Below are 13,020 nucleotides of genomic sequence, written 5' to 3' on the forward strand. Positions count from 1 at the left end.
AGTGGGCGACAGGGTGTACGCTGGGCAGACTCTTTTCCCGTGCGCTGGCAGGCCCATGATCTCGATTCTCCCTTCACGTTTTCGCCGGGCATTGCGCCTGGCCAGTCGTTTCGTAAAGCCTTACCGCTGGCAGGCCATGGGTGCGCTGTTGGCGCTGGTCATCACAGCGGGTATTACCCTGTCCATGGGCCAGGGCATCAAGATGCTGGTCGACCAAGGGTTCATGACCCAGTCGCCACACCTGCTCAACCAGTCCATCGGCATATTTCTATTGTTGGTGCTGGCGCTGGCAGCGGGTACTTTCACGCGCTTCTACCTGGTGTCGTGGATCGGCGAGCGCTGCGTGGCCGACATTCGCAAGCAGGTGTTTGACCACCTGATCTACCTGCACCCAGGCTTCTACGAAAACACCCGCAGTTCCGAAATCCAGTCGCGGCTGACCACCGACACCACGTTGCTGCAGTCGGTGATCGGCTCCTCCCTGTCCTTGTTTTTGCGCAATGCGCTGATGGTGATCGGTGGCGTGGTGCTGTTGTTCGTGACCAACCCCAAGCTCACCAGCATCGTGGTGATCGCCTTGCCGCTGGTGCTGGCACCGATCCTGATTTTTGGCCGGCGGGTGCGCGGCCTGTCGCGCTTGAGCCAGGACCGTATCGCCGATGTGGGGAGTTATGTGTCCGAAACCCTGGGCCAGATCAAGACCGTGCAGGCCTACAACCACCAGGTCGAGGACCAGCGGCGTTTCGGACTGACGGTGGAAAGCGCCTTCGACACCGCGCGCAAGCGGATCCTGCAGCGCTCCTGGCTGATCACCTTGGTGATCATTTTGGTGCTGGGGGCGGTGGGCGTGATGTTGTGGGTAGGCGGGATGGACGTAATCGCCGGCAAGATCTCGGCCGGGGAACTGGCGGCTTTCGTGTTTTACAGCCTGATCGTGGGCAGCGCCTTTGGCACCTTGAGCGAAGTGATTGGTGAGCTGCAACGGGCTGCCGGCGCCGCCGAGCGTATTGGCGAGTTGTTGCAGGCGCGCAATGAAATCAAGGCGCCCAGCGACGGCCTGCAGCGTTTGCCGCCGCGCGCCGAGGGCCGCCTGGCGCTGGAAGCCGTGACCTTCGCCTACCCCTCGCGGCTTGAGCAACCGGCCATCAATGGCATGAGCTTGAGCATCCAGGCCGGGGAAACCCTGGCGCTGGTCGGGCCATCGGGGGCGGGCAAGTCGACGGTCTTCGACTTGTTGCTGCGCTTTTATGACCCGCAACAGGGCCGGCTGACCCTCGACGGCATCGACCTCAAGGCCCTGGACCCCAGCGACCTGCGCCGGCATTTCGCCCTGGTGTCGCAAACCCCGGCGCTGTTTGTCGGCACCGTGGAAGACAACATCCGCTACGGCAAGGCTTCGGCCACCTTGCAACAAGTAGAGCAAGCGGCCCGCATCGCCCATGCGCACGAGTTCATCCTGCAGTTGCCGCAGGGCTACCAGACATTGCTGGGCGAGTCGGGGATGGGCTTGAGCGGCGGCCAGCGCCAGCGCCTGGCGATTGCCCGGGCCTTGTTGGTGGACGCCCCGGTGCTCTTGCTGGACGAGGCCACCAGCGCCCTGGACGCGCAAAGCGAGTACCTGATTCAGCAGGCGTTGCCGACCCTGATGGCCGGGCGCACCACCTTGGTCATCGCCCACAGGTTGGCCACGGTGCAGAACGCTGATCGGATTGCGGTGATCGAAGCGGGGAGGGTGATCGCGGTGGGCACTCACCGGCAACTGGTTGCCGGCAATGCCTTGTATGCCCGGCTGGCGGCGTTGCAGTTCGGTTAGAGCTGCAAGCTACAAGCTACAAGTCGAGCAGCGTTCAGCTTGCAGCATGGAGCTGCTCCTCAGCGGTATTCGCAGAGGTAGGCCGTTTCGACGCTGACCTTCAGCTGGAACTTGCTGTTGGCAGGCACATTGAACTGGCTGCCAGTGGCAAAGGTTTCCCAGTCGGTGCTGTCGGGCAGCTTGACGACCAGTGCGCCTGACACCACGTGCATGATTTCACGCTGCGCGGTACCGAATTCGTATTCGCCCGGGGCCATGACGCCGACGGTGGCAGGGCCTTCAGTGCCTTCGAAGGCAATCGACTTGACGGTGCCGTCGAAATATTCGTTGACTTTAAACATGGGCGATTCCTCGAAAAGGTCAAAAAAGGGCGGCCAGTATGCCCTTGCCTATCGAGGCCGTCACTTGCTTTTGTACTGCCTGGTTAGCCTGGCAATGTCAGCGGCAACAGGCGCGCGGTGTTGCGTGCATCTTCCAGCGCGCGGTGCTGCTGGCCCTTGAACTGCAGGCCCGCCAGCTCCAGCGCGCCTTTGAGGCCCAGGGGCCGGGACAGCTTGCGTGCCTTGGCAAAGCGCTGCTTGAGGTTGGTGTGCGGCACGTCGGCCAGCAGGCTCTGCAGGCTGTGTTGCTGCCAGGCCAATAGCAGTTGCTGGCGGTCGTAGTCGCCCCAGCTCACCCACCCTTGCAAATTGGCGCGATGGTGGCCCAACCAGCGCTCGAAGGCTGGCCAGACCTCGCTCAGGTTCAGTGCCGCGTCGATATTGGCCTGGGTGATATGCGTCAGCTCGCGGCAAAATGGCGTCAGGCAGGGCCGCCGCACCGGCCGCACGAACCGTTGGAAGTGGTCCACCTCGCGGCCGTCCCGGGTCACCAGGCTGGCGCCGATCTCGATAATTTCCATTTCGGCGACCGGCCAGCCGCCTTCATCGGTGGTGGCTTCCAGGTCAATCACCAGCCAGTGCGGCATAGCAGGCTCCAGTCAGGCATGGGTGTCCATTCTGGCTAGAGCGTAGCGAACCTTGAATAGTTCCGATATCCCCGTAGTTGCACTGAATTTCACGCTGGCGGCCAAGCGCTTGCTTGGTTTGCCCGAATGCGCCTAAATTGCCCACGTAGGCCGGTCTAAAGGATCGGCCCATGTCGCGGTCAGCCGCAGGAGCAAGGTGTGCAGGAACACGTGAAGCCAGAGGTGATGCAGGCGCTGATCGCCGCAGGGCACTTGACCGATCCGCAGAGCGCGCGCGGGAAACTGCTGCAGACCGCTGCGCACCTGTTTCGCCACAAGGGCTTCGAGCGCACCACGGTGCGTGACCTGGCAGGTGCCGTGGGCATTCAGTCGGGCAGTATCTTCCATCACTTCAAAAGCAAGGATGAGATCCTGTGTTCGGTGATGGAGGAAACCATCATTTACAACACGGCGCTGCTACGGGCGGCCCTGGCGCAAGTGCACGACCTGCGCGGTCAGTTGCTGGCGTTGATACGCTGCGAGCTGCAGTCAATCATCGGCGGGCGCGGCGAAGCGATGGCGGTGCTGGTGTTCGAGTGGCGATCGCTGTCGCCGGAAGGTCAAGCCCGGGTATTGTTGTTGCGCGACGTGTATGAGCAGATCTGGTTGCAGCAGCTGGCCCAGGCCCACGACGCGGGCTACATCGCCGGGGACGTGGCGATTGTCCGGCGCCTGCTGACGGGCGCGTTGTCCTGGACAACCACCTGGTATCGTGCGGACGGGGCGCTTAACCTCGACCAGTTGGCAGATCAGGCATTGAAGTTGCTGCTAAAGCAGGATTGACGTTGTAAAAACTTCCGGAAAACCCATAATTTCGGGTGATATCAAAAAACCATCATTCCAGAGGTAGGACACCTTGATGTGTACGCCAATGCTCAGGGCCCTGCGCGTCATAATCGCTGCCAGCGCACTGCTGTTGACCCTGCCAGGCTGGGCTGCCACGGTGATCAAGATCGGTGCGGCGCATTTTCCGCCCTACACGGTACGGCCCGAATCAGGGGCAGATACCGGCTTGTTGCCGCAATTGGTCGAAGATTTGAACAAGGTCCAGGCTGACTACACCTTTGTGTTGGTGCCCACCTCCATCCCGCGGCGCTTTCGTGACTTCGATGATGGTCGGGTCGACATGGCGATTTTCGAGAACCCGGAGTGGGGTTGGGCAAAAATCCCCCACGTGAGCGTCGACATGGGCCTTGAGGATGCCGAAGTGTTCGTGGCCCGGCGCCTTGACTCGCGCGAGCAGGACTACTTTGCCGACTTGTCCGGCAAGCGCCTGGCCTTGTTCAGTGGTTACCACTACGCCTTCGCCGACTTTAATGCCGACCCGCAGTTCCTGGCCGAACATTACAACGCCAGCCTGACCTATTCCCACGACAGCAACCTGATGATGGTGCTGCGCGACCGGGCGGACATCGCGCTGGTGACGCGCTCCTACTTGTACGACTACCTCAGCCGCAACCCGGATGTGATCGACAAGCTACTGGTGTCCGACCGGGTCGACCAGGTGTACCACCACTACGCGCTGATTCGCCCGCAAGCGCCGATCACGGGTGCACAGTTCAATCAATACTTGCAGCAGTTGCGCGACAACGGCGACATGCTCAAGGTGTTCGAGCCTTATCGTATCGCGGTGCGGCCATTGCCGGTGGAGACCGTGGTGGTGCATGCGGGCCGGTAGACGGCGTGCGCATCAAGGGGGCGGCGCATCGAATACCTTGAGCGCATCGGTCAGGCTGGCCCTGGACAATTCGCCCAGGTGGCTGCCGAGCAGTTGGCCATCGGCACCGAAAAACAGCGTGGTCGGCAAGGCGGCAGCGCCCAATTGGCGTGCCAGTTCGCTCTCGGGGTCGAACACTACCGGGCTTGCCGAAAGGCCGGCGGCGTCGAGGAAGTTCACCACCACGGCGGCGCTTTCCCCCTGGTTGACGAACAGGAACCGCACGTCCGTGCGGGCCAACCGCGCTTGTTCCAATACCGGCATCTCGCGCCGACAGGGCGGGCACCAGGTGGCCCAGAGGTTGATGACCAGGGGTTGGCCCTGGTAATCACTTAACTGCACCGGTGCTCCCTTGGCGGTGCGCAGCACCAGGTGCGGCAGTTCGGTCGTGGCTTGTTGGTGCCCGACCCAGGCCTGGCCCGCCGCCCATACCAGCAGCCCGGCACAGGCGCCGGCCAGCAGGGGGCGCCGCATGGCCGGCCGGCGCAAGGCGGTGATGGCAACGACCAGCAGGCTGGCCGCAAGCCCGGGCCAGAGCGCGAAGCCACCGTCGCGGATGTCGATGACCCGCCACAGGTCGCTGCGGTACTGGTCGGCGTAGCGCAGCACGAACGCCAGCCGCGCCACCAGCAAGCCACCGATGAAGGCGTTGAACAGCATCGATTCAGGGCTTTGGCCGCGGGTACGGCGGGCGGTCCACAGGCCGATAAGCAGGCTGCTGGCCAAAGCCGCTAGCAAGATCAGGTGCGCTATGCCCATGGCCAGCGGGCCAAGGTTGAGGCTTAGCATGGGCGAGTCCTTTGTGCTGAAAGAGAGAAGCAGGAGGGCAGTGTGCAATGCTGACGTTAAGCGGCGATTAATCATCGCCACGATAACCGGATACCGCCCAGGTGCTTGCGGCGCCCGGCAAGCTGGTGCTTTGTGAGGAGCGTTCACATGGGCACCACGTTGATACTCGATGACCATTCCCGGCTCAACAGCATGGCCCGCCAGTGGGCGGCGGCTTATCCGGATATTTACGCCCAGGCCCTGGCCCTGGCCAGGCGCATCGTGACCCAACTGACCGGGTCGGCCATTGATCCGCGAGGCATCTATTGGCACCGGTTCGACAGCGCCCATGGCAGCCCTCGCACCTTCAGTGGGTGGGAGCATAACGGCCATCCGGTCGAGTCGATGAGCTTGGTGCAGTTAGTGATGCGCAGGTTCCCAGCCTCTGATCAGGACAGCCTGGATTACCTCGATACCTTGAGCGGCTTTTACACGCAGGGGCCCGAGCACACGGTGTTCGATGAGCGCAATGAGGTGCGTCTGCTGGTGCAGGACGTTGCCCAAGCGTTCTGGGCGGCCGACTTTGCCACCACCTATACCCAGAGTGTCGAGCGCTTCTGGCGTGAACAGAGCAGCCAGTTCGTGGTGCTGGCCAAGGTCGCGTTCGTCGCCAGTGTGGCCGAGGCCGTCAAAAGCGCCGAACTGACGCCGGCGCAATTGCAGTTGCTGCGCCGCGGCATGGCCGGCAGCCTGGAGGCGGGCATCAGCCTGGACACACTGAGCCAGCCATTCACGCCGGCCGCTGGGGTGAGCGTGCGCAGTTTTGACCTGGCCGGGCACGTGGCCAGGGACATTCTGCGGGTGGTGGACGAGCAGGGCCGCCAGGTGCTTTACCTGCCAGGGCAAGCGCGCGCCTTGCGTGGTTTCGACGATAAACTGGAGCTGTACCACTGGCTTCAGGCCTGCGCCAAAACCGCCGGCCCACGGCAGGCGCTGCTGGCCCACTTCAGTGCCGACGGCCGCTTGGGCGGGGCTCGGGACGCTGCGCTGCAGCAGGTACTGGACCGGGTGCGGGACGATCCTGGCCGCCGCGAAATGAGCGTGCTCAACCAGCAGGACACGGCCATCAGCGGTGACCCATTCATGCACCTGCGCGATCGCGCGCGCCGTGAGATGAGCGAGCAGGCCAGCCTGCTATTAACGAGTAATCATGACCTGCGCAGACGCATCTGGATCAATGACCTGGCAGCTTTTCTGAGCGTTGCCGGGGCATTGGCGCCGCTGGCCTGGCCGATTGCCCTGAGTATGGTGGGGGCAGGGTTGACGCGAATGTTGCTCGGCATTCAGGTGGCCACCAGCACCCATGACCCGCAGGAGCGCCACCAGGCCATCCTCACCGCGGTGTTCAGCGCCATACAAGTGGCCCTGACGGTACCGTTCATTTTCACCGGTGCGGCGGCCGTCGACGAGTTCGAACTGGCCGGCGTGTCGCCCCGCGAGCCCTTGGCCGCCGAGGCGGATGCGCGGGTGCCGTTGCTGGAACCGGCGCTGGAGGCGCAACTGGCCAGCAGTGGCGGGGTGCTCAACGGCCTGGGCCTGATCGAGCGGACCAACCTGGGCACCTTGTACCGGGTCATGGCCTTGACGCGCGGGGCCGACCCCGACGTGCCGCTGCGCCAAGGCTTTGCCGCAACCCGCCGGTTTGACTGTGCGCGCAAAATGCTCGAGGGCCCGGTGCTGCGCACGTTTGGCTCCCCGGAAGGCGCCATGGAATATGCCAAGGCTGCCTTTGACGGGCCGTTTGCGCTCTATGCCATCGATAGCGACGGGCTGGCGGCGGTATCGCTGCGCGAAAACCTGCAGTTCAACACCGCTTTTACCTTGGGCCGCGAGGAGTACCCGGAAAACTTCGTGAGCCAACGCCTGCTGGCCGGGCGGGGCCTTGAAGACTTTGCCAATGACGGCTGGCGCTATGACGAGGTGCACCTTGAGCATGCTGGGCTGCAAGGCTCGCGCATCCGGCGGGTGCCCCAGGACGCGGTCGAACCTTTGGCGGGCGCAGTAAAACCGTGGAAAACCACGACCACAACTTCCGTGCTGCAAGGCGTCAAGGTGCGCCGTGGTGGCAGTGGGAGCTCGCAGTACAGCATTCAAGTGCACGGCTATCCCCAGGCCGTGAGCTACGACCCCTGGTCTGACACCTGGCGCACGCTGGCCGGCAAGGCCTACCGGTTCGATACGTTCAGCCAGCAGTTCCTTTTGGTGGCGCAGCCTGAAGGGTCGCGTACGACGGTGCAGATGAGCGAAGCACTGTGGCAGATGGGCATCAAGGTGCGCTTCCCGCTGCAGATCCAGGCCTTGCCGACCGAGGGGGCCTTGCCCATCCCACGGGTCATTCACCACGTCTGGGTCGGCGGGGCGCTGCGCAGCCGCTTCATCAGCCGGGTACTCGCCAATGCGCGCCTGGCCGCACAGGGCGCGCAGCCGTTCAAGACGCGCCTGTACCTGTCGATCAAAGACCCGGTGGACCTCGACCGAACCCTACTGGGGCTGACGGCGGGCAAGGTCGACAGCCTGGAAGTGGTCACGCTGGAACACACCGATTTTTACCGCGCGTTTGCCCGCACCCCCCAGCACGCCCAGTACCTGGCGGCCCGCAATGGGGCCGGGGCCAATAACGCCAGTGCGGTGGACGTGCTGCGCTTTCCCCTGATCGACAGTGAAGGCGGGTTCTACCTGGATGTGGACGATGCCATCGTGCCGCCGGGGGCCGATGAAACGGGGTTTGCCGACGAGGCGTTCGAGGTCGCACCGGGCCAATTGCTGCTTAACGGGCTGGTTTCCCATCGGCGCCTGGGCATGTTCCTGGATTTCAATACCAGCCAGTTCGGTTCGCTGCCAGGCAACCCCTTGCTCAAGGCCATCTCGGCCGAAAGCTTGAGCCGCTACAATGCCAACCCGGATCTCTATGCCAGCCGCCCGTACGAGTTTTTCAACAGCGATGCGCAACTGGATGCCTACGCCCGGCGCATCAGCGAGACTACCGGCCCCGGGATGTTCAACGACGTGATCGACTGGCAGTCACCGAGCTTTCGTCAATTTCGCGCGATCAACCGCCTGGCCAAGGGTGAGATTTATCTGCGCCCCGGGCAACTTGAAGAAATGAAACAGCAGGTCAGCCGCTGGGGCCTGGCGTACTGCCCCCTGGCAGGGCTGATTCGCATCGGGGCCACGGCCAGCTGGTTGAACATGCGATAGAAGGGCGGGCCAGGCACGTCGATTGGCGGCATAATCCACGGTTAATCGGCGCTTGCCATACTGATGTTTTACCACTTCGAGTTCATCATGCACGTACTGCTCTGCGAGGACGATGACCTGATCGCCAGCGGCATTGTCGCTGGCCTCAACGCCCAGGGTTTGACCGTCGACCGGGTCGCCAGTGCCTCGGCGGCCGAGGCCATGCTGCGCGCCGCGCACTTCGAGGTGATGGTGCTGGACCTGGGGCTGCCTGACGAGGACGGGCTCAAGCTGTTGCAACGCTTGCGCCAGCAGGGCGAGGCCTTGCCGGTGCTGGTGCTGACCGCGCGCGACACGGTGACCGACCGGGTCGCTGGCTTGCAGGCCGGCGCCGACGATTACCTGCTCAAGCCGTTCGACCTGCGCGAGCTCAACGCACGCCTGCACACCCTGCTGCGGCGGGTGGCGGGGCGGGCGGTCAACCTGATCGATCATGGGCCGCTGCGCTATGACCCCAGCAGCCGGGAAACCTGGCTGGGCGACCAGCCTGTCGATCTGTCGCGGCGCGAGCAGGCGCTGCTGCAGGCCTTGCTGCACAACCGTGGCCGGGTGTTGTCCAGCGAGCAACTCAAAGACAGCGTGTATGGCTTTACCGACGAAGTGGAAAGCAACGCGTTGAACGTGCACATCCATCATTTGCGGCGCAAGTTGGGCAATGGCATTGTCGAAACCGTGCGCGGCCTGGGCTATCGGCTGGGCCCGGCGCAGTTGCCGGAAAAGGTGCAGGGATGAGCCTGCGCCTGCGCCTGAGCCTGATCCTGGGGACCGCCTTCGTGGTGATCTGGGCCTTGGCGGCGGCCTGGATGTTCCGCGACCTGCGCCAACAGATGATGTTCTCCCTGGACCAGCGGCTGGTGGCCTCGGCACGCATGGTCGCAGGCCTGATCGACCAGATGCCACCCTTGGCCAGCCAGGGCGAGGGCACCCGTTTCAGCGCCGATCAATTGACCATCCCCGACGGCATGGCCTGCCAGGTCAGCTCGTTGCGCGGCGAGATATTGGCCCGCAGCCACGCCACGGTAGACAACCCGCTTGAGGACCAGCAAAGCGGTTTTCACGAACAACTGATCGATGGCGCGCGCTGGCGCAGCTTTACCCTGGAGCGTGGGGACGTGCGCATCACCACCGCCGACCGCCATGAAGAGCGCGAAGCCTTGAATTACTCGGTGTTGCTGGCCGCCTCGGTACCGGTGCTGGTGGCGCTGTTGGGCAGCCTGGGGGTGCTGTGGTGGGGCGTGGGCCAAGGCCTGGTGCCGCTCAACCGCATGCGCGATGCCCTGACCCAGCGCCACGCCGATTCGCTGGAGCCCCTGCACGTGCCCTCGCTGCCTGCCGAACTGCAACCGTTGTTGGAAACCCAGAACCAGTTGCTGCAGCGTATCGGCCAGACCCTGGAGCGCGAGCGCCGGTTGACCGGGGATGCGGCCCATGAACTGCGCAGCCCGTTGACGGCGATCAAGACCCACCTGCAGGTGGCGCGCATGACCGAGGGGGCGCCACGCGAGCAGGCCCTGGCCCATGCCGAGGAGGGCGCCGACCGCCTGCACCGCACGCTGGAACAACTGTTGCTGCTGGCGCGGGTCGAGGGCAGCCTGTCGTTTGACGATGGCGTCAGTTGCACGCCGGAACAGGTCGCCAGGCTGGCCATCCAGGACGCCAGCCACGGCGACCGCGACCGGATCGTGCTGAGCGTGCCGCCCGCGCCGTGCGACGCCAGCCTTGAGATGCCGTCGGCGCTGGCCGTGGCCGCCTTGCGCAACCTGCTCGACAACGCCCTGCGCCATGGGCCACCGGCAACGCCAGTGGAGCTGACCGTGCACACCCAGGCCGGCCAGGCGCATTTTTGCGTGCGCGACCACGGCCCGGGCATTGCCGGCGCAGACCTTGAACACTTGACCCAGCGCTTCTGGCGCAACGGCCAGAGCGCCGGTTGCGGGCTGGGGCTGGCGATCGTGCAGGCCATCGTTCAGCGCTTTCGCTGCGACCTGGCCTTCGACAGCCGTACGGACGGTTTGCGGGTCGCCTTGCTGATGCCGCTGCGCCCCCAGGGCGCACATCAGAGGTAACGGTGCGGCGGTCGATTTGCATCGGTGACGGGGCTAAGGTGGGGGCTGCCCGTGCGGCATTTCCACCCCAAGGATCGAGGTGAAGCGATATGGATATCCCGGTAACCGTGTGCCCGGCGTCAGTGCGTGATGCGGCAGTGATCACCCGCATCCTCAACCGTTCCATCCAGGCCGGCTGCGCCGCGGACCACCGTAACGATGCGCGGGTGATCGCCGCCTGGTCGCGCAACAAGTCACTGGAGCATGTGTGCACCTGGCTCGATGACACCAATCTCTACCTGCACCTGGGCCTGCTGGCGGGTAAGCCGGTGGGCGTGGCATTGGCCAGGGCCACAGGCCAGGTGTACCTGTGCTACGTGCAGCCGGAGTGCTTTCGACGAGGCGTGGGCCAGGCCCTGATGGCATCGCTTGAGCAGCGCCTGGCCCAGGCAGGTCGGTTGTGCGCCGGCCTCTACAGTTCACCCTCGGCGCGGGCGTTTTACCGTCGCCTGGGTTACCGCGAAACGGGGCCGGCGGTCAGTGTGTTCGGCTTGTTTTTCTGGCCCATGGCCAAATCGTTGGCGCGTGTCGCATAGGCAGCTCATTGCGATGTCCGGCTGCCACGCGAGGCGTGGGTGGGCGTATGCTCGACGGATCTTCACGCCGACTGTCGGTAAAGTTTAAAGTTTGGGGGCGCTTGCTTGATTTGTAGGCCAACCCCGTCAACTATCAAGACAGCCTGGAAAGGGTTGCGCTCATGGTTGGCGCTGCAAGGGTCAGGGATGGCTTCCGTGCTCTATGCCTTGGTCACCGATGATGCCAAACAAAGCACTGCGTATCCTCATCGCCGATGAGCATCACGTGCAGTTGATGCAAGTCGAGAAGATGCTCAACCAGATGGGCTACTACCGCGTGGCGCCGGTGCAGTCTTTCGACGAACTGCTGGCGCTGATCCAGTGCGCCATCGAACCCTTCGACCTGCTCATAGCCAATACCGAGCTCGCGGCCCGAGTGGGGGTAGACCTGCCGCGCTTTTGCAAAAGCAGCCCGCAAATCCATCACGCCATGCTGTACGAAAACCAGCACGTCGAAGTGCCCGCCATCGCTCCCAACCAACGCCAGGCCGTAAGCGTGTGCCTGCCGCGCCTGCCCGACACCGACGCCCTGAAAACCCTGATGGACATCGTTGATGTACCCGCCGCGTTGAACGAGCCGCAACATGGCATCGTGCGCAGCCACGCCAAGCGGCGCATGAGCCACCATCGCGAGCCGGCGTTCGTTCGCCATTCCTGAAGGTTGGTTTCAGTTGCGGGGCCCTGCAGGCCCCCGCTTCACTCGCGTTTGCCCAGGATCATGCAGGTGGTGCTTCCCGTGGCGTACAACCGCCCCTCGGCATCGTAGATCCGCCCCTCTGCCAATGCCGTTGAACGCCCCAGGTGCACGATTTTACCTTCGGCCCGGATCGGCCCAGTGCTGGCTGTCAGCGCCCGCACGTAACTGACCCGCAAATCCAACGTGGTGTACCCCTGGCCAGCCGCGAGGCGGGTGTGGATCGCGCAGCCCATGCAGGAGTCCAGCAGGGTGGCGGCATAGCCACCGTGCACGCTGCCCAGTGGGTTGTAGTGGCGGGTGTCCGGGGTGCCCTGGAAGATGAACAGGCCGTCGTCCCATTCGATGGGTACGAAGTCCATCAGCGCGCCAATGGGCGGGCAGGGCAATTCGCCTGCGCCGATCCCGCTGAAGAACTCATGGGGCGACATGGCGCTGGCCTGGGCCATGGTCAGGGTGCCCGGTTCGCCGAGGCGAGCCCGTACGGCCTGCTCCTGTGCGAGCCAGGTGGCCAGGGTCTGTTGTTTGGACGGCGTCTGCATAGTGGCTGTACTCGCATGAGGTTTGTTCAATAGTATTACGCTTGAAATATAAATCAACCCTGCACCTTTCCGAGTATCCGGCGGGCCCTGGTGCACCATTTTCAGGCGCGCCCCTATCAGTGGCAGGGCGCGGTTAAAATAAGCCGGGCCGCTCTAGAACAAGGCTTTCCGGCATTCAGTAACGCATTGGCACAGCTTCTGCTACAGCCTGGTTGAGTAGAAGCGGTTAGCGCCGGCCACCCTGGCCTGCGTGGGACATTGCTCTTGCGGCATTCGCCGCACACCCGTGATGCGGGTGCTTGAACCTGACCTAGGGTCATGTGCGAGAGAGAATAGTCATGCTGCTGGCGACTCGTTTCCCCATCTGCCGTGCCCACGCCCGCCTATTTGTGCGGTCGTCTCTCGCTGTGCCCCTCAGGTTTTCACGCCCCGCATCGCGGTTCCGCTCGTTGGCCGACCTTCGTCTGCCACGGCTTTCTCTGTGCGTTCCTTTGGGAGATACC

At 63.8% G+C, this 13,020-nt stretch carries 12 protein-coding genes; 8 read left to right on the forward strand and 4 right to left on the reverse strand.

Translation table 11 applies throughout. The annotated features are described in order from the left end of the window. Positions 1 to 55 precede the first annotated feature (55 nt). Positions 56 to 1,813, forward strand: coding sequence for an ABC transporter transmembrane domain-containing protein (locus L9B60_RS19760; RefSeq protein WP_249672422.1), 1,758 nt, complete (start codon positions 56 to 58; stop codon positions 1,811 to 1,813). Between the two features lie 59 nt (positions 1,814 to 1,872). Here the strand turns inward: L9B60_RS19760 and ppnP are convergent, their stop codons facing one another. Next, positions 1,873 to 2,154 carry a pyrimidine/purine nucleoside phosphorylase gene (gene ppnP, locus L9B60_RS19765; protein ID WP_249672423.1) on the reverse strand — a complete coding sequence of 94 codons (282 nt, stop codon included), beginning with the start codon at positions 2,152 to 2,154 and terminating at the stop codon, positions 1,873 to 1,875. Positions 2,155 to 2,237: 83 nt separating this feature from the next. Continuing rightward, the gene (locus L9B60_RS19770; RefSeq protein ID WP_249672424.1) at positions 2,238 to 2,780 is read right to left on the reverse strand and encodes a 3'-5' exonuclease; all 543 of its coding nucleotides are present in this window, start codon (positions 2,778 to 2,780) and stop codon (positions 2,238 to 2,240) included. 225 nt (positions 2,781 to 3,005) lie between these two features. Here L9B60_RS19770 and L9B60_RS19775 point away from each other — a divergent pair, with 225 nt between their 5' ends. Together L9B60_RS19775 and L9B60_RS19780 are read left to right on the forward strand one after the other, a co-directional pair. Next, on the forward strand, positions 3,006 to 3,602 hold the full coding sequence (locus L9B60_RS19775; protein ID WP_249679799.1) for a TetR/AcrR family transcriptional regulator: 597 nt from the start codon (positions 3,006 to 3,008) through the stop codon (positions 3,600 to 3,602). 76 nt (positions 3,603 to 3,678) lie between these two features. Continuing rightward, complete coding sequence (locus tag L9B60_RS19780) at positions 3,679 to 4,497, forward strand: substrate-binding periplasmic protein (protein ID WP_249672425.1); 819 nt, start codon at positions 3,679 to 3,681, stop codon at positions 4,495 to 4,497. Between the two features lie 12 nt (positions 4,498 to 4,509). Here the strand turns inward: L9B60_RS19780 and L9B60_RS19785 are convergent, their stop codons facing one another. Further along, a complete protein-coding gene (locus L9B60_RS19785; protein ID WP_249672426.1) occupies positions 4,510 to 5,325 on the reverse strand; it encodes a TlpA disulfide reductase family protein in 816 nt (271 codons plus the stop codon). A gap of 147 nt (positions 5,326 to 5,472) precedes the next feature. On the opposite strand from L9B60_RS19785, the gene L9B60_RS19790 reads away from it, so the two are divergent. The 5 genes from L9B60_RS19790 (at position 5,473) to L9B60_RS19810 (ending at position 11,939) form a co-directional block, all read left to right on the forward strand. Next, entirely contained in the window at positions 5,473 to 8,562 is a 3,090-nt protein-coding gene (locus tag L9B60_RS19790) for a dermonecrotic toxin domain-containing protein (protein WP_249672427.1), read from the forward strand. A gap of 87 nt (positions 8,563 to 8,649) precedes the next feature. Next, positions 8,650 to 9,333 carry a response regulator gene (locus L9B60_RS19795; protein WP_249672428.1) on the forward strand — a complete coding sequence of 228 codons (684 nt, stop codon included), beginning with the start codon at positions 8,650 to 8,652 and terminating at the stop codon, positions 9,331 to 9,333. Further along, entirely contained in the window at positions 9,330 to 10,667 is a 1,338-nt protein-coding gene (locus tag L9B60_RS19800; protein WP_249672429.1) for an ATP-binding protein, read from the forward strand. The genes L9B60_RS19795 and L9B60_RS19800 overlap by 4 nt, the downstream gene beginning before the upstream one ends. Before the next feature lie 89 nt (positions 10,668 to 10,756). After that, positions 10,757 to 11,242 carry a GNAT family N-acetyltransferase gene (locus L9B60_RS19805; RefSeq protein ID WP_249672430.1) on the forward strand — a complete coding sequence of 162 codons (486 nt, stop codon included), beginning with the start codon at positions 10,757 to 10,759 and terminating at the stop codon, positions 11,240 to 11,242. A 220-nt stretch (positions 11,243 to 11,462) separates the two neighbouring features. After that, the gene (locus L9B60_RS19810; protein ID WP_249672431.1) at positions 11,463 to 11,939 is read left to right on the forward strand and encodes an ANTAR domain-containing protein; all 477 of its coding nucleotides are present in this window, start codon (positions 11,463 to 11,465) and stop codon (positions 11,937 to 11,939) included. Positions 11,940 to 11,977: 38 nt separating this feature from the next. Here L9B60_RS19810 and L9B60_RS19815 read toward each other — a convergent pair whose 3' ends face one another. Continuing rightward, positions 11,978 to 12,517 carry a PaaI family thioesterase gene (locus L9B60_RS19815; RefSeq protein WP_249672432.1) on the reverse strand — a complete coding sequence of 180 codons (540 nt, stop codon included), beginning with the start codon at positions 12,515 to 12,517 and terminating at the stop codon, positions 11,978 to 11,980. Positions 12,518 to 13,020 lie beyond the last annotated feature (503 nt).

It is taken from the genome of Pseudomonas abieticivorans (genome assembly GCF_023509015.1).
Lineage (GTDB): Bacteria > Pseudomonadota > Gammaproteobacteria > Pseudomonadales > Pseudomonadaceae > Aquipseudomonas > Aquipseudomonas abieticivorans.

What these genes read in the sequence shown, in the direction of transcription:
- L9B60_RS19760 (WP_249672422.1), top strand. Translation starts at nt 56, where the DNA reads ATGATCTCGATTCTCCCTTCACGTTTTCGCCGGGCATTGCGCCTGGCC.
- ppnP (WP_249672423.1), bottom strand. Translation starts at nt 2,154, where the DNA reads ATGTTTAAAGTCAACGAATATTTCGACGGCACCGTCAAGTCGATTGCC.
- L9B60_RS19770 (WP_249672424.1), bottom strand. Translation starts at nt 2,780, where the DNA reads ATGCCGCACTGGCTGGTGATTGACCTGGAAGCCACCACCGATGAAGGC.
- L9B60_RS19775 (WP_249679799.1), top strand. Translation starts at nt 3,006, where the DNA reads ATGCAGGCGCTGATCGCCGCAGGGCACTTGACCGATCCGCAGAGCGCG.
- L9B60_RS19780 (WP_249672425.1), top strand. Translation starts at nt 3,679, where the DNA reads ATGTGTACGCCAATGCTCAGGGCCCTGCGCGTCATAATCGCTGCCAGC.
- L9B60_RS19785 (WP_249672426.1), bottom strand. Translation starts at nt 5,325, where the DNA reads ATGCTAAGCCTCAACCTTGGCCCGCTGGCCATGGGCATAGCGCACCTG.
- L9B60_RS19790 (WP_249672427.1), top strand. Translation starts at nt 5,473, where the DNA reads ATGGGCACCACGTTGATACTCGATGACCATTCCCGGCTCAACAGCATG.
- L9B60_RS19795 (WP_249672428.1), top strand. Translation starts at nt 8,650, where the DNA reads ATGCACGTACTGCTCTGCGAGGACGATGACCTGATCGCCAGCGGCATT.
- L9B60_RS19800 (WP_249672429.1), top strand. Translation starts at nt 9,330, where the DNA reads ATGAGCCTGCGCCTGCGCCTGAGCCTGATCCTGGGGACCGCCTTCGTG.
- L9B60_RS19805 (WP_249672430.1), top strand. Translation starts at nt 10,757, where the DNA reads ATGGATATCCCGGTAACCGTGTGCCCGGCGTCAGTGCGTGATGCGGCA.
- L9B60_RS19810 (WP_249672431.1), top strand. Translation starts at nt 11,463, where the DNA reads ATGCCAAACAAAGCACTGCGTATCCTCATCGCCGATGAGCATCACGTG.
- L9B60_RS19815 (WP_249672432.1), bottom strand. Translation starts at nt 12,517, where the DNA reads ATGCAGACGCCGTCCAAACAACAGACCCTGGCCACCTGGCTCGCACAG.